Here is a 14425-nt window from a genome sequence, read left to right on the forward strand (position 1 = left end):
CGACATCACCGCCCGCAGCCTGTGACCCGCAGCCTCCCAAGGAGAGGTAGACCAAGCCCGGTGACGACGAACGGCCCCGGTCCATCCATGTGGACTGGGGCCGTTCCAGGCCCTCCACTCGGGTTCGTGCGACCAGACTCAAAGTAGCTCTGAGTGACCAAGGTCCGGGGCATGACGAACATCGGAACGATAAGTCCCGTTAGGCGAGGCGCTCACGTAACTGTTTCATCTTCGGATCGACCGGGCTGTGCGCCGTGCCCTACTTTCGGCGTCTACGCCAGTTGAGGTTCTTGAGTGATGGCGAAGCGGCTGCGTATGGCCGGTTCCAGGGTGCTCCGTCGCAGGCGAGCCCGACCCCGGTGTTGAGGAATCCGGCGTCCTGACACTGGTACAACACTCCGCGCATCGCGGTGGCGTTCCTGGGGCCCTGGTAGCGCGAGGCGAAGTTCTGGAAGCACGACTTCGACTCGCCGGTGGTGTAGGGGGAGGGGCCGGCGGCTGCGATCGCGACGAGGAAGGACCTGTTACAGCCGATCTTCGGCGACGGCTCCTTCCCTCTGAGCAGCGCAGCCCGCCTGCAGCCGGTCACCGTCTGGAAGGCGTCGACGACGTCCTCGTTCGGGCGGAGCCGGGAGTACGCGAGGACGAGGTCGATCTGAGCCGCGAGCGGGTACGCCCCGGTGTTGCCGAACTCCTGGTCGAGGAGGCGGAACCACGTCTCGAAGCTCGGCACCTGGACCTGGGCACCCGGAGGCAGGGTGTAGACGGCGAGGTCTGTCGGGCTGTCAAAGCTTTCCAGGCCTGGAAACCCGACGTACGACAGGATTCCGATGCCGACCTTCGGTGGGTTGTCACCATAGGCCCGGCGCAACACCAGATAGTGCTCAAGATTGGTGTTGGACGCCCCCCAGGCGTACCAGAAGCCGCTGGGACAGATCGTCGTGCTGCCGCGCTCGTGTGTCGTACCGGAAGAAAGGGTGAGACGCATCGAACCTGCCGGTTGTTCCACGCGGCCAGGTACTCGCCGGGTGTGGAGACGCAGCCCGCCGCTCGAGTCGAGCCCGAGGGCGGCGCCCAGGTCACGGTGAGCGCCAGACACAGACCATGACGACGAGAGACGACTTCCTGACAGCCGACGGATGGTTCATGCGTGCTCCCTCGGATTGGCCGGTTCCAGCCGGATCGGAACCGGCCGAGCTACCGTGACCAATGTCCGAGGACAGGAGCGATTCCGAGCCGGTGACGTGGCGGTTGATGGCTTCATCCGGACGGCACCGAGGGCGAGCCCTCAAGCGGCTTGTACTAAAACGTGCTCGCAGGACATCGCCAGCCGAGATCTTGTCCTGGGAGCGCGAGCGACTGGAGCCAGCTGCGGCTCGCCTCGGCCGACCTTCGGAAGGTCAAAGAGTAGATCGCGATGTCGGCCCGCGATTTCCGCCGCCGGATCAAGGCGGCGGCGACGCCCCGTGTAATGATCTAGAAGGAAACCTAGGCCAGCCGCTGGGATCGGCGGGAACAGGAATGCCGGGCCGGCTCGCTGACGAGTCCCGGTCCGGCTGGGCTTCAGGATCTGGCGTTGTTCCAGGTTGTGCTGTTGAGGAAGTAGGTGTCGTAGATCTCCTGGACTTCCAGCAGGCTTTCTGGGGGGACCTTGCCGTACGCGATGCGTTCGAGGTGGCGGAAGTACTCGAACCGTTCGACGCCTGGGGTGATGACGATGAGGATGTCGGCGTCTTCGCCCGGTGTGGCGGCGAAGGCGTGGGCGAGGCCTGGCGGGACGACGACCAGATCGCCGCGTTCGGCGGTGATGACCTGCTCGCCCGACAACAGCTGGGCAGAGCCGTCGAGCATGTAGAACAACTCGACCGAGTTGGAGTGGTGGTGGGGGTTGGCGCCGTTGGCGCCGTTGCTCAGGCTGACTCGTTGGGTGGACAGCGCACCGCCGGTCGAACTGCTGTCGGCCAGCAGCCGGATCGTGGTCGGGGCGCGGCCGATCACTTCGGCCTCGGCGGAGCGGACGATCACGGACTCGTCGAAGTTCGGCATGACCAGCGACATTTCTAAGACTCCTTGCTGATGACGATCGATGGCTCAGATGACGATCAGGGGCTCGGACGGTGATGGCCGGCTGGGTGCCGTCCCCACGCCGTTGCGGTTCGTCCTCTGGCGAAGGCGGCGTGGGGGTCGAGCGCTGCCGTAGGTCCTACGCAACCGCGGGGACGGCGCGGGATCGAGGGTTGGTGCGGAGAAGGAGCGCACCGGTGAGCGCGACCACGACCGCGGTGGCGCAGTGGATGCCCAGCGCCGCGGCCACTGGACCGCTCTGCGACAGCACGATGGTCATGTCGCCGAAGGGCACGAATGACGCCGCGAGCATCGCCCAGCCGAGCGTTCGGCGCTGGCCGGCCAGCAGGAGGGTGAAGATGATGAGCCCCTGTCCGATGTCACGCACGCCCTTGACCGCGAAGTAGCCGCCGGCGTTGCCAGTCGGCGGGTGGGGGAGACCGAAGCCGGAGGCCGCAGCCTGCCCGTCCAGGAGATAGTTGAAGCCGACGTAGGTGATGAAGAGTCCACCGACGACGGCGAGGACAGTGGCGAGGTTCTTCATGATGTCTCCCTGAGAAGTTCGTGTTGCCTGGAAATCTACGACGATCTCCAAAGCTTGGCAAGTGTTTGCCAAGAAGATTTGCCAGCGATGTCCTGTGGCATCGTTTCGGTTGGGCTTGGTTTGAGTGAAGCCACCTGGTCGTTGGAGTGGCCTTGCTGGAGGGAAGCGTCTCCCTGCTGGCAACCAATTTGCCAAGCGTGCGCAAGATGACTAAGATCAAAGGCGACAGGACTGACACATTTGGCACGGCGATGGCAAGATGGTCTGGCTAAGACTCGTCGTCGATTCACCCGTTTGGGGGCAAGCGCGTGCTCCAGCAGCCTCAGTTCGGCCGTCGGCTCAAGCAATTGAGGACCGAGCGCGGCCTCACGCAGGGCGCACTCGCCGGCGACGACATGTCGACCGGTTATCTCTCGCGCCTGGAGTCTGGAGCCCGCCAGCCCACTGAGCGCGCGGTGGCGCATCTGGCCAACCGGCTCGGGATAAGCCCAGCGGAGTTCGAGGAATCCACTTCATCGTCGCTGGCACAGAGTCTGACCATCGCCACCGGCCTCGACTCGGACGAGACGGCCGGGCTGCTGGCCGAGGCGCTGAAGACGGCGCATGGCCAGGACCCTTTGCTGCGCTGGCAGGCCTTGTGGCGGGTCGCCGAGTGGAAGCGACGTTGCAACGAATGCCCTGCTGAGCGCGCCTACCTTGACGAGTTGGTCGGGCTCAGCAACGAGATCGGGCTGCCAGAGCTGCGAGTCAGAGCGTTGACCCAGCTCGCTCGATGTATGCGAGCCTCTGGAGAGATCACGCCTGCGGTCGAGGCCGCCACGGTCGCCCACCGGCTGGCCCTCGACTGCGAGCTGTCCTCACGGGACATGGCGACGGCCCTGCTGGCGCTCGTGTCAGTGGAGGCGGAGGCGGGTCGGCTGTCCGAAGCTCGCATGCATGCTGATGAGCTGGCCGTCCTCGTCGAGGGCCAGCCCGACGCACTGTGGGCCGAGGCCATGTGGACCGCAGCGGCCGTCCGGGTTCGTCAGGGCGAGCTGGCGGGCGCGCAGGCGCTGCTCGACCAGGCCCTGGAGCGCTTCGACGGCCGGGAGAACCTCACCCTGTGGCTGCGGCTGCGGGTGGCCTCTGCCAGCCTTCATCTCCAGAAGACCCCACCCGAGCCAGACCTCGCCCTTCAGCGCGTCGAGGCGGTCGAGGCGATTCTCCCGTTCGCCGGAGCACCGGCTCTGGAGCAGCAACTGATGTCCATCCGGGCGCACATCGCCGTCCAGGAGGGCCGGGTCACGGACGCTCACGCCCTGCTCGATCGACTCGCTGACACTGATCTGCGCATGACCTACCGGGAACGCGTCAGGCTGGACATCCTGCGTAACCAGGTCCTCCTTCTCGAGGGTAAGGATGAGGAAGGCCTGGCCGGATTGAGGAGCCTCGCCCAGCAGGCCCAGCAAAACTCCAACATCGACCTTGCCGCGGAGATATGGCGAATCGCCGCCGAATCCTTGGCACAGGCGCGTGAAAAGTCCTCGGACATCAAGAGCTGACATGCGCACCAGGGCGGCGCGGCGCGAGCTCGGGCTGAGCGACGCGCCGGGCACGATCTGCGGAGGCGGTCACTGGCCGGCTCAGGGGAGCAGTAGCCCCCAGTAGAGCGCCCACGGCACCAGGAGCGTGCCGCCGGTCAGCAGGAGGCTCAGCCGTACTCGCTCAGAGCCTGAAGCTCGGCGCCAGGCGGGTACGGCGAGCGCGGCCGAGACCACGGCGGCGACCGCCAGGACCTGCAGCCCGAGCCAGACCAGCGGCCGTCCGGCCAGGACGGGCCCGGGATGGGCGAGCTTCGCGCCGGTCAGCGTCAGATACATCAGGTAGGCGAGCGTACCCAGCGTCACCACCAGGCCCGCCGCGGACAGCAGCCGCGCGGGCCGCCCTCCGCTTACCCGTCTGCCGCGTAGCCTGCGGGCCAGCGCCCACAGCGGGTACGCGGCGAAGGCCACCATCAGCAGCGCCAATGCGGCGAGCTGCACGGTGGCGGACTCCCACCAGGCCATGGGCGGCACCGCCACAGAGAGGTTCGCTTGCCGCGGCGCGGGGGTGGCGTTCTCACCGGACGGGAGCTCGCCGCGCGTGACCCGCGTGACCCAGGCGCCGATGGCGTCGGCGTAGCCGGGTGTGAGCGTGGGAAGCCGGGTGACGCCACCGTCGGGGGAGTCGTGCACGGCGTGGTCGCCGGGGAAGAAACGCAGTGTGTAGTGGTCGTGGCCGAGGGCCCTGACCAGCAGCGGCGGGTTCTCCTGCGGCGGCGTGAGCAGGTCGTGGTCGCCCCAGATCGCCAGGATCGGCTGGCGTACCTTCGCCAGCACCGCGCTCGCGTCGTGATACGGCTCGGGAAACTGGCCGGCGTCGGCGAGCAGCCGGTACAGGCTGGGCTCCGCGCGATCGACGATCGAACCCGCCACCCCCGCCTTGCGCAGCCCAGCCGCCACGGCCCAGGTCTGCTGGCGCAGCGGGGAGATGGCGTTGGCGCCGACGAGGATCAGGAAGGAGACGTCCGCTGAACGGCTGGCGGCTAAGGGGGCCACCCAGCCGCCCTCGCTGAAGCCCCAGAGGCCGACTTTGGTCTTGTCGACGCCCGGCTGGGCGCGCAGCGCTCCCACCGCGCCGAGCGCGTCGTCGGCCAGCCGTCCGTAGTCCAGCTCGGCCATCGAGTAGGCGCGCTTGTCGTAGATCAGCACCGACATGCCCTGCTTGGCGAAGGCGACGGCCTCGTTCATCAGCTTCGTGCGGGGTGTGCCGGGGCTGGATCCGCCCACGAGGACCAGCCCTGGCCTGGGCGCGCCGCGGGTGGCGGGGGAGAGCACGCTGCCGTGCATCGGCAGGCCGTCGGCGCCGCGGAAGCTGACCTCCACAGTCTGGAGCTCAGGTACGGCGGCGCGGGCCGCCACCGAGGGGAGTGTCGCCAGGAGAACGGTCGCCAGCGCGACCATGAGGAGTCTTCGCATACCGCCGAAACTACTCTGCAGAGATGTCTCGGCAAAGAGTCGTCTGCAGAAATCCTTCTGGAGAACTAGGCTCATCCTCGTGAAGGATGAGAAGCCCTGGGTACTCGACGACCCGGGAAGGCTGAAGGCGCTCGCCCACCCCATGCGGCGGCTCATGCTCGAGCACCTCAACGTGCATGGCCCCGCCACCTCCACCACGCTGGGGGAGGTGCTCGGCGCCAAGACGGGCACGACCAGCTATCACCTGCGGCAGCTGGAGAAGCACGGGTTCATCGAGGAGATCCCCGAGCGGTCCACCGGACGGGAGCGGTGGTGGCGGCGCGTCGAGACCGGCGACATCCGCCTGCCCCGGCCGGACCAGCTTGATCCCGCCGATCGGCCGGTGCTGGCCGAGTTCCATCGGATCGGGCACGAGCGGGATCGGGAGCTGCTGGACGAGCTGCCCGCCGCCTACGCGGCCGATCCCGCTTGGGTCATGGTGTCGCGGGCATTCGGCTGGATGACCGAGCAGGAGGTGGCCGCCTTCTTCGAGGAGTACATGGCGCTGCTGAAGAAGTACGGTCACCGCCGCGGTGACGCGCCACCGGGGTCCAGGCCGCTGTTCATCCGATTCTTCACGGTTCCGGCGGAGCACGACGTGCAGGGATATGGACCACTTTAATAAAACTTGCAGTTACTTGGTCAGGTTTTGTCAATCAAGCGATTGACTGGGCGATATGGGGTATTTACGGTCCCCTTCATGACTACAGGTGAAAGCGGCCAGCGGGAGATGATCCTTCAGGTCGCGACCAGGCTGTTCGCTGCCCTTGGCTACGACGGCACCTCGACCAGACAGATCGCGGAGGCGGCGGGACTCAATATCGCCACCATCAACTATCACGTCGGCAGCAAGCGCGAGCTCTATCTGGCGGTCATGGAGCGGGCCCACATAGCTCATGCCGCCGTCATGGAGCAGGCGGTCAAGGACCTGCTGTCCGCTCCGCCCGACCAGAAGATCGTCGCCGTGCACCGGCTCATCGACGACTACATCGACTTCTGCGTCGAACGTCCCGAGGTCCCGGCGCTGTGGATGCACCGCTGGCTCTCCGACGCCAGCGACGTCACCGACCTGGAGCCACGGTACGTCCAGCCCCTGGCCCAGCTCGTCATCGACGCCATCGCCCCACAGGTCATCGCGGACGACGTGGACGTGGACTACACGATCAACTCGGTGATCTGGTGCATCCACAGCTTCGTGCAGAGTGGGGTGTTCGACAAGAGCGGCGAGCGGCGCGCCCCTGACGACCCTCGCGTCCTGAAACGCTTCCGCACGCACATGCATCAGATGGTCCACCGCACCCTCGGACTTCCCGGATCTCCTCCCTGATCACAACTGGAGCCGAACGACTCCCGGCTTTTGCCAGGAATTGCGTGCGCTCCATCGTCGCCATCGCGACTGGTATCGCGGCGTGGTCGATCACGCGCGGCGGCGACCCGACGGTACGGCCTTCGGCCGCTCGTTTATCTGGGGGACATAGGGTCGGCGGCATGGCACTGCAACTTGTTCAGGTGAATTTCAAGGCTCGGGACGACTCGGCGCTCGGCCGGTTTTGGGCGGAGGCGCTCGGCTGGGGTGTTTCCAGCGAGGGACCCGGTGTGACCAACGTCGAACCCATGGACTTCGTCTGGCCGGACCCCGTCGCCGTCTGTGTCGACTTCGTCACCGTCCCGGACCCTGAGACGGTGAAGTACCGCGCGCACCTCGATCTCGCCACCACCTCTGCGGCCCATCAGGCGGAGTTGGTCGCGCGCCTGAAGGAACTCGGTGCGACGCCCGCCGATGTGGGCCAGGGCGACGTCCCGTGGACGGTCCTGGCCGACCCGGAGGGCAACGTGTTCTGCGTGCTGGAGCCTCGGGAGATCTACCGGGACACCGGGCCGATCGCCGCGGTGGTGGTCGACTGCACGGACCCGCGGGCCATGGCCAGGTTCTGGGGCGAGGCGGTGGACTGGATCGTGCACGAGGTGACCGACGATCATGCGCGGCTGCGCTCCGCCAAGGGTGTCGGGCCGTATCTGGAGTTCCTCCGCACGCCCGGTGTGAAGACCGTGTGGAACCGCGTCCATCTCGACGTGCTGCCGTACCCCGGTGATGATCAGGCGGCGGAGGTGGCCCGGCTGCAGACCCTCGGCGCGACGCTCGCCGATGTGGGCCAGGGCGAGGTCTCATGGAAGGTTCTGGCCGACCCGGAGGGCAACGAGTTCTGCGTCCTAGGCCGGGCCTGACGCGAAACCCCGCCCGCGTGCCGGCCAGCGGCAGGCGTTGTACGCGGTGCTGGACGACAAGGTCGGCGACGCCGGGACCGGGGAACGAGCTGAGGGATCTTCACGACCGAAGAGTGATTTCGCTCGCTCCAATCAAGATCCTTCTCAGTGCCAACGGCTGTCCGCTGGTTCCTCACCCCGGAGGCGGCGAGGTCGCATCACGCGACGGCGGTCCCCTCAAGCTCGACCATCAGGTCGGGGATCGCCAGCCGTGCCACTCCGAGCATCGTGGTGGACGGTGCCACCCCGGCGGCGCCCAACCGCGACGCCAGCACGCCGTAGTGCTCGAAGAGCCGATCGACGTCGGTGGTGTAGACATTGAGCCGGACGAGGTTCGCGAGGGACATGCCGGCCTCGCCGAGCACGGCCTCCAGGTTGTCGAGGCTCAGCGCCAACTGCGCCGCCATGTCACCCCCATGCTGGGGCTTGCCGTCGTCGCTCATCGCGGTCTGCCCGGCGCAGTACAGGGTCCGGGTGTGCCCGGAGACGATCTCACCCTGGTTGTAGCCCAGCTCCACCGACCACGGCCACGGGTTGACCGCCGTTCGCTCCACTGACATATCAGCTCCATTCGATTCGTCGATCTGACGTACGTCCATCGGCTCGGTAGCCACCGTCTTTGACGTCGTGTTGATAAGCCTCCCGGCAAATCACGACATCCTGTGTCGTGTATCTCGGTAGGGTTTTTGTATGCGCGCCGACCGGTTGGTCTCGCTGGTGCTGCTGCTGCGGCAGCACGGTCGGCTGTCCGCGGTCACGCTGGCCCGCGAGCTGGAGGTATCCACCCGCACCGTCCTGCGCGACATCGAGGCGCTGTCCGCAGCAGGCGTCCCGGTCTACGCCGAACGCGGCCGGCACGGCGGTTTCGCGTTGCTGCCCGGTTTCCGGACCGAGCTCACCGGACTGAACCACGACGAGGCCCTTGCCCTGCTGATCGCCGGATCGCGGCGTGGCGCGCAGGCGTTCGGCCTCGGCTCGGCGCTCGCTTCGGCGATGCTCAAGGTGGTTGACGCGCTACCCGACAGCTATCGGGACACCGCGGCCGGCGCGGCCGAGCGATTGCTCATCGACCCGGAGACCGACCTGCTCTCGCGTCGGCTGGTCGCTGAGGAGGTGCCTGACACGGTAGTGGCCGAGGTCCGGCGCGCGGTGCTGGCCGGACACAAGCTACGCATCCACTACGCGGCTGTGGACCAGACCCCGAAGTGGCGCACGGTGGACCCGATCGGCCTGGTCACCGTACGCGACCAGGGCTACTTGCTGGCCACGAGGTCTGGCGCGGACCGCACCTACCGGTTGTCCAGGGTCTTGGCCGCCGAGGAACTCGCCGAACCCGCACAGCGACCAGCCCGGGTCGATCTGGACCGGGCCTGGCAGGAACGCAGCACGCGGTTTCGGACCGGCGGCGACCAAGTCGCCGTGCTGGTACGGGTGAACCCGGCGCGGCGGGAGGACCTGCTGGGCACCGCGCTGGCCGTACGCGCCGAAGAAGTCGACGCGGACGGCTGGCTGCGGCTGGAGGTGACCTTCCAAGATCCGAGACACGCCGAATGGGCGCTGTGGCAGCTCAGCACGAACGCGGAAGCCCTGGCCCCGCAGTGGTTGCGCACCTCCCTGCGCAACCGCGCCGCCGCGGTCGTCACCCGCTACGAAGTGTCATCCTGAGATCTGCGGGCCGTCGCTTGGCTCAGATCTTCAGTGCTGACGGCCGGTCACAGCCGGGCGGCCCACTCGTCGCCCGTGAGGACCTCAGCACCCCTGGCCGGGAAGACGCGGTTGATCAGGAAGTCGTGCACGTCCGTTTCCGCGTCGGCGCAGGCGTCGCTGAGCACGGTCAGGCCGTAGTCGCGGTCGGCGGCGTCGTAGAACGTAGCGGCGACCATCGCCCCGGTCGCAACACCGGCCAGCACGATCGAGTCGATGTGCTGGGCGCGCAGGAGCCGATCGAGGTCGGTCCCCGCGAACGCGCTGGCGCGGCGCTTGAGGACGACGGCCTCGCCCGGCAACGGCTCGATGCGCGGGTGCACGAGCGTCTCGGGGGATTCTTCGTGAAACAGCGTCCCCGCCCCGTGCAAGGCGCTGATCACCTGGTTTCCCGCTCCCACATCAAGGCCTGAGGCCCGGAGCCCGAACCGTATGAAGATCACCGGGATTCCGGCGGCTCTGGCCGCAGGGAGAACCCTTTCCATGACGGGAAGCACGCCGGCAGCGAAGGCGTAGTTGTCCACGATGCCCGCCTGCAGGTCACCGACGATGAGCGCGGTGGTGGTCATACGGATTCCTGGACTGTACGGCGTGCCATCGGCCATCCTCGCGGTCGTATCCTTGGCGCTGTTATCGATCTAGTACGACGATAGTGGGACAAATTTGCATATGGGGCATTGGCCCCGTCGCAGGCGGCTGGAAACGCGTGCTCCCCACCTCCTAGTGATCGTCACGCGCGGTCACCGCTTGGGCCCGATGCCCGCCGAGCTGCGCGCGGACGCGGATCTGCGCGAGGCGCGCGCTATCGGCGTCGTAGCCGTGCTGCGCTCCAGAGGCGGGCGGCGGCGACTGTGAGCCCCGCGGCTGCGGCCGTCACCAGCCAGAGCATGAACGTCGGATAGAGGTAGGCAAGCTGGATCCAGCCGGCGTCGCGACCGCGGGCCAGCATGCGATGGATCGGGACGATTGTCACGCACAACGTGAGCGGGATCAGGTACGGCGTCAGCCGCCATAGCTGCCACCGAGCGTGACGTCCGGCCCATTGCCGAGCACGTACGCTGCCCCTTGCCGCGAGCCCGATGGTCGCCAGGGTCAGCAGCGCGAAGAGCGCGTCGGTGAGGACCAGGGACTGCGTGGATGGCAACTGCGGGGTGCCGCCTTCGATGATGGCGACGATGCCGGTCATGAGGGCGTGCGCGTCGGAGTAGACCATGCCGGTGTTGGCCATGACGGCGATGCCGTAGCCGGAGTCCGGTATCAGCAGCTGGTGAGCGGTGGAGGTGAACAGGTCTCCGCCGTGTTCGAGTACGGGGGTGCCGCGTTCGGTCTTGCCGATCTCCCAGCCGAGGGCGTATTCATCGTTCGGCTTCGACGGAGTGCGCATCTCCCGGATAGCCTGCGGGGACAGGAGACTCGGGAGACCGGTGTTCTGCGCGATCAGCCATCTGGCCATGTCGTTGGCGGTGCTGAGGACCCCGCCCGAGCCGTTTCCGAATCCCGTGGGCTCGGGCAAAGCGACGGCTTGGCCGAGGACGTACAGGTAGCCGCGGGCGCTGCCGGGCAGGTCGCGATCGGTGTCAACGGTCATGCTGTGGCGCATGCCGAGGGGCTCGAACACGTGCGCGTCGAGGTAGGTACTGAACGGCCGGCCGCTGACCACTTCGACGAGCCGCGCGGCGACCTGGTAATTGGTGTTGTGATAGCTGAAGGCGGCCCCGGGATCCGTGGCGAGCTTCGCCGTCCTCAGCCGGGCCACGGGCCGACGACTCGGTACTGCTCCGCGAAGGGCTGACGCGGCTGCTCGCCGACGCCGGGCATGAGATCGTGGCTGCCGTCGGCGACGGGCAGGCGCTACTCGAAGCGGTGGATGAGCATCCGCCCGACGTGGCGGTGATCGATGTGCGCATGCCACCGACGCACACCGACGAGGGACTGCGCGCGGCACTCGACATCCGCAAGCGCCTGCCGGGCGTCGGCGTGCTCGTCCTGTCCCAGTACGTGGAGAAGACCTACGCGGCCAGGCTCCTCTCAGGCGACGCCAAGGGTCTGGGGTACCTGCTCAAAGACCGCGTCTCGGAGGTGGCCGACTTCCTCGACGCGCTGGAGCGGATACGCACGGGCGGCACGGCCTTCGACCCCGAAGTGGTCCGCCAACTGCTCACCCGCACCACCCATGCCGGCCCGCTGAGCAGGCTGAGTCCGCGTGAAACGGAAGTACTGCGGCACCTCGCCCAGGGCTACGTCAACACCGCGATCGCCGAACGCCTGCACGTGTCGCTAAGCACCGTCGAAAAGCACATCAACTCGCTCATGGACAAGCTGGAGCTGCCGCGCGATCCCGGCTACAGCCGCCGGGTGCTGGCCATCCTGCGCTACCTCGACAACTGAGCGCCGGATGCGCGAACTCGCCGACGACCAGTTCCTTGGTCACCGTTCATGCGTTAAAGGCGTGTTGGCGACAGCCGGGGCCGCGGTCTGACAGGCCGCGGCGCCCAGCGGGGTCAATCGACTACGTTCAGCCGGTTCGGGATGGTGTTGAGCTCCTCCGGGCCGTCTGCCGTCAGCAGCACGGTGCCGCCGATGCAGACGCGCTTGCCGTCGCGCAGAGCGTTGGGCTCGAACGCGAAGGCGTGTCCCTCGGTGATCTCGAAGTCGCCGTCGAGCCCCATACCGCTCGGCAGTTTCTCCAGGTGCGACAGCGCTGGGTCGACCTCCGGGTGCAGGCGGGTAGCACTGTTGTAGAGCGGCGAGACCGTCTGGACCATCGGGCCGGTGTTCCAGGTGCGGGAGCGGTGCAGCGGCTCCTCCATGACCGCCGCGAGCTCGGAGAACCGGAGCCCGGGACGCAGCGCGGCCAGGCCGGCCTCGTAGGACTCCCGGCAGACCTCCTCCAGCTCACGGAGCACTGCGCAAGGCTCGCCGAGGGATACGTCGATCTGCTGCTGCGACTCCATGCCTGCGTAGAACGCGAAGATCTCCGCCGCGATGGTGTCGCCGCGCCTGAGCACGTGCGGGGCGCCCCCCATGCCGAACCACTCAGGGATGTTCCAGGCGAAGCGCGAGCGTCCCGCGCGCTCCAGCATGAACGGCCAGCGCACCCAGCCGCCGCCGGCGATGATCGCCTGGAAGGAGGCTGCGACGATCTCATGCTCATTCGCGCCTTCGCGTACCTTGCCAACGAATGCCGCGCAGGCGGCCTCGCCGAGCTCCGCGGCCCGGCGCAGGAGGACCTGCTCTTCGGGGCTTTTGACGAGTGCGAGCGACTCGTACTCGCCGGAGATGTCGACCCAGGTGACGTCGGGGAGCAGCGAGAGCACTCGCGTCCACTCGCCGAACGGGATGACCCCGGCCCAGTCGCCGACGAACCGGCTGGTGAGACCCACGACGCCGAGCGCCGTCCTGTCCAGTCCGCGTTCCCGCACCGCGCCGGCGAGGTTGGCGAGCCTGTCACCGTGCACCCAGTCGTCGACCCAGCGTTGCCAGCGGGCGCCCGGTTCGTCGAAGCGGCCGAGGGGAACGTCGCCGACCAGCAGGAGCGGGTCGCCGGTTCGGGTGAACAGCACGACCGAGTGGGTGACCTCGTTGGTGATGTACGAGTCCGCGGAGTCCCGGCCGTAGCCGAACACGACTACTCCGTCGAGCCCGGAACGTTCCAGCAGGGCCCGGATCGAGTCCCAGCGGCGGTCACGCTCGCGCAGGCTCAGGGTGGGGTACTTGACGGTCATCTCTTCCAAGGTGTCAGTCATGTGCGTGCTCTGTTCTCTCTTCGGTTGACGGCGGGAGGGACGCGACCAGCTCGCGCAGGCGACGCGCGCTCTCCCTGATGAATTCGAGCGGCTCGCCCGGTGTGACCGGCGCTCTGAGCCGGTGCAGGTCCGGCGCGGACCCGGCCGCGGCGCGAGCCTCGTACGCCCGCGTCAGCCGGACGACCTCGAGCGCCTCCGCGGCGGTCAGATCCGGATGTGCCCGCAGCCAGCGTTCGTCGTCGATGTGCAGCGACATCTCGGCGCGGCTGCCGATGATGCCCTCGATCGAGAGCATCACGTCGCGACCGGCGAGCGGTGCGAGCAGCGCGGGCCAGTCGATCATGCCCTGGCCGACGGGGAGCAGGAACCGGCCGATGCCCTCGTCGGTGAACGCCAGGGCGACGTCGCGGATGTGGGTGGTCCGCACGTACGGCGCGGCGCGGCGCATCGCGCGCACCGGATCCTCGCAGCGCACGAGCACGTTCGCGGTGTCAAAGGTGATACCGAGCACGTCGGCACCCACCGCCTCCACGATCCGGACCAGCTCGAACGTCGTGATCTCCTCATGCGTCTCGATGTCGAGATGCACGCCGACGTCCCGGGCGATCGGCGCGACCTTGCCGAGGAAGCGCTCGATGGCGGCCAGCTGCTGCGGCCAGCTCACATCGGTCCGGAAGCGGTCGCAGGCGTAAAGCCCACTGAAGCGGAATTGGTAGTTCGCCGTCGCGGTCCACAGCTCCCGGATGCCGGCGTCCGCGGCGCTGATGATCATTCGTCGCAGGCCGAGGAGATAGTCCCCGTCACCGAGCGCGCGGACTGTGGGCGACTCGGGGTTGGCGAACGGGTTCACCTTCCCCACCCCCGCCTCGACCCGCAGGCCCAGCGCCTCCGCAGCCTGCGCAGCGTCGCGCAGCTCCGCCGGGTCGAGGTCCTCGCTCAGTTCGAGCACCGACCGGAAGAACACGCCGTCCAGGCCGAGCGCCGCCGCCTGCTCAAGCAGCCACACCGCTCCCTTCCCCGGCGCGTCCGGGAACTTGGAGCTGTCGACACCGACTTTCAGCATGGTC

At 67.8% G+C, this 14425-nt stretch carries 14 protein-coding genes and 1 pseudogene; 6 read left to right on the plus strand and 9 right to left on the minus strand.

The window, feature by feature from the left end; all coding sequences use genetic code 11:
- Positions 1-259: 259 nt before the first annotated feature.
- The 3 genes from ACIBHX_RS47110 to ACIBHX_RS47120 form a co-directional block, all read right to left on the minus strand.
- A complete protein-coding gene (locus ACIBHX_RS47110) occupies positions 260-988 on the minus strand; it encodes a hypothetical protein (protein ID WP_397074908.1) in 729 nt (242 codons plus the stop codon).
- Positions 989-1563: 575 nt separating this feature from the next.
- Positions 1564-2058: a cupin domain-containing protein gene (locus ACIBHX_RS47115; RefSeq protein ID WP_397074910.1), complete on the minus strand. Its 495-nt coding sequence runs from the start codon at positions 2056-2058 to the stop codon at positions 1564-1566.
- Between the two features lie 145 nt (positions 2059-2203).
- The gene (locus tag ACIBHX_RS47120) at positions 2204-2608 is read right to left on the minus strand and encodes a DUF4267 domain-containing protein (protein WP_397074911.1); all 405 of its coding nucleotides are present in this window, start codon (positions 2606-2608) and stop codon (positions 2204-2206) included.
- Between the two features lie 308 nt (positions 2609-2916).
- Between ACIBHX_RS47120 and ACIBHX_RS47125 the strand changes: the two genes are divergently transcribed.
- Positions 2917-4149 carry a helix-turn-helix domain-containing protein gene (locus tag ACIBHX_RS47125; protein ID WP_397074913.1) on the plus strand — a complete coding sequence of 411 codons (1233 nt, stop codon included), beginning with the start codon at positions 2917-2919 and terminating at the stop codon, positions 4147-4149.
- Between the two features lie 81 nt (positions 4150-4230).
- Here ACIBHX_RS47125 and ACIBHX_RS47130 read toward each other — a convergent pair whose 3' ends face one another.
- Positions 4231-5604 carry an alpha/beta hydrolase family protein gene (locus tag ACIBHX_RS47130; protein WP_397074914.1) on the minus strand — a complete coding sequence of 458 codons (1374 nt, stop codon included), beginning with the start codon at positions 5602-5604 and terminating at the stop codon, positions 4231-4233.
- 79 nt (positions 5605-5683) lie between these two features.
- Between ACIBHX_RS47130 and ACIBHX_RS47135 the strand changes: the two genes are divergently transcribed.
- The 3 genes from ACIBHX_RS47135 to ACIBHX_RS47145 all read left to right on the plus strand — a co-directional run bounded on the left by ACIBHX_RS47135 (position 5684) and on the right by ACIBHX_RS47145 (position 7869).
- Positions 5684-6265: an ArsR/SmtB family transcription factor gene (locus ACIBHX_RS47135; RefSeq protein WP_397074916.1), complete on the plus strand. Its 582-nt coding sequence runs from the start codon at positions 5684-5686 to the stop codon at positions 6263-6265.
- A 78-nt stretch (positions 6266-6343) separates the two neighbouring features.
- Positions 6344-6970, plus strand: coding sequence for a TetR/AcrR family transcriptional regulator (locus tag ACIBHX_RS47140; protein WP_397074917.1), 627 nt, complete (start codon positions 6344-6346; stop codon positions 6968-6970).
- 161 nt (positions 6971-7131) lie between these two features.
- A complete protein-coding gene (locus tag ACIBHX_RS47145) occupies positions 7132-7869 on the plus strand; it encodes a VOC family protein (RefSeq protein ID WP_397074919.1) in 738 nt (245 codons plus the stop codon).
- A 197-nt stretch (positions 7870-8066) separates the two neighbouring features.
- Here ACIBHX_RS47145 and ACIBHX_RS47150 read toward each other — a convergent pair whose 3' ends face one another.
- Positions 8067-8462: a RidA family protein gene (locus ACIBHX_RS47150; RefSeq protein ID WP_397075039.1), complete on the minus strand. Its 396-nt coding sequence runs from the start codon at positions 8460-8462 to the stop codon at positions 8067-8069.
- Positions 8463-8598: 136 nt separating this feature from the next.
- Here ACIBHX_RS47150 and ACIBHX_RS47155 point away from each other — a divergent pair, with 136 nt between their 5' ends.
- The gene (locus ACIBHX_RS47155) at positions 8599-9573 is read left to right on the plus strand and encodes a helix-turn-helix transcriptional regulator (protein ID WP_397074921.1); all 975 of its coding nucleotides are present in this window, start codon (positions 8599-8601) and stop codon (positions 9571-9573) included.
- Between the two features lie 47 nt (positions 9574-9620).
- Here ACIBHX_RS47155 and ACIBHX_RS47160 read toward each other — a convergent pair whose 3' ends face one another.
- Positions 9621-10181, minus strand: coding sequence for a cysteine hydrolase family protein (locus tag ACIBHX_RS47160; protein WP_397074922.1), 561 nt, complete (start codon positions 10179-10181; stop codon positions 9621-9623).
- A 233-nt stretch (positions 10182-10414) separates the two neighbouring features.
- A complete protein-coding gene (locus ACIBHX_RS47165; RefSeq protein ID WP_397074924.1) occupies positions 10415-11368 on the minus strand; it encodes a serine hydrolase domain-containing protein in 954 nt (317 codons plus the stop codon).
- A gap of 2 nt (positions 11369-11370) precedes the next feature.
- Between ACIBHX_RS47165 and ACIBHX_RS47170 the strand changes: the two are divergent.
- A pseudogene (locus tag ACIBHX_RS47170) lies at positions 11371-12000 on the plus strand (response regulator); the annotation flags it as partial.
- 113 nt (positions 12001-12113) lie between these two features.
- Here ACIBHX_RS47170 and ACIBHX_RS47175 read toward each other — a convergent pair.
- On the minus strand, positions 12114-13358 hold the full coding sequence (locus tag ACIBHX_RS47175) for a M24 family metallopeptidase (protein ID WP_397074925.1): 1245 nt from the start codon (positions 13356-13358) through the stop codon (positions 12114-12116).
- Positions 13351-14421, minus strand: coding sequence for a sugar phosphate isomerase/epimerase family protein (locus ACIBHX_RS47180; protein ID WP_397074927.1), 1071 nt, complete (start codon positions 14419-14421; stop codon positions 13351-13353). The genes ACIBHX_RS47175 and ACIBHX_RS47180 overlap by 8 nt, the downstream gene beginning before the upstream one ends.
- Between the last annotated feature and the right edge of the window lie 4 nt (positions 14422-14425).

This window comes from Nonomuraea sp. NPDC050536, from assembly GCF_044457685.1.
In the GTDB taxonomy this organism is placed as follows: domain Bacteria; phylum Actinomycetota; class Actinomycetes; order Streptosporangiales; family Streptosporangiaceae; genus Nonomuraea.

Coding starts and splice junctions, on each gene's coding strand:
- ACIBHX_RS47110 (WP_397074908.1), bottom strand. CDS start 988: ATGCGTCTCACCCTTTCTTCCGGTACGACACACGAGCGCGGCAGCACG.
- ACIBHX_RS47140 (WP_397074917.1), top strand. CDS start 6,344: ATGACTACAGGTGAAAGCGGCCAGCGGGAGATGATCCTTCAGGTCGCG.
- ACIBHX_RS47115 (WP_397074910.1), bottom strand. CDS start 2,058: ATGTCGCTGGTCATGCCGAACTTCGACGAGTCCGTGATCGTCCGCTCC.
- ACIBHX_RS47155 (WP_397074921.1), top strand. CDS start 8,599: ATGCGCGCCGACCGGTTGGTCTCGCTGGTGCTGCTGCTGCGGCAGCAC.
- ACIBHX_RS47175 (WP_397074925.1), bottom strand. CDS start 13,358: ATGACTGACACCTTGGAAGAGATGACCGTCAAGTACCCCACCCTGAGC.
- ACIBHX_RS47145 (WP_397074919.1), top strand. CDS start 7,132: ATGGCACTGCAACTTGTTCAGGTGAATTTCAAGGCTCGGGACGACTCG.
- ACIBHX_RS47160 (WP_397074922.1), bottom strand. CDS start 10,181: ATGACCACCACCGCGCTCATCGTCGGTGACCTGCAGGCGGGCATCGTG.
- ACIBHX_RS47130 (WP_397074914.1), bottom strand. CDS start 5,604: ATGCGAAGACTCCTCATGGTCGCGCTGGCGACCGTTCTCCTGGCGACA.
- ACIBHX_RS47180 (WP_397074927.1), bottom strand. CDS start 14,421: ATGCTGAAAGTCGGTGTCGACAGCTCCAAGTTCCCGGACGCGCCGGGG.
- ACIBHX_RS47120 (WP_397074911.1), bottom strand. CDS start 2,608: ATGAAGAACCTCGCCACTGTCCTCGCCGTCGTCGGTGGACTCTTCATC.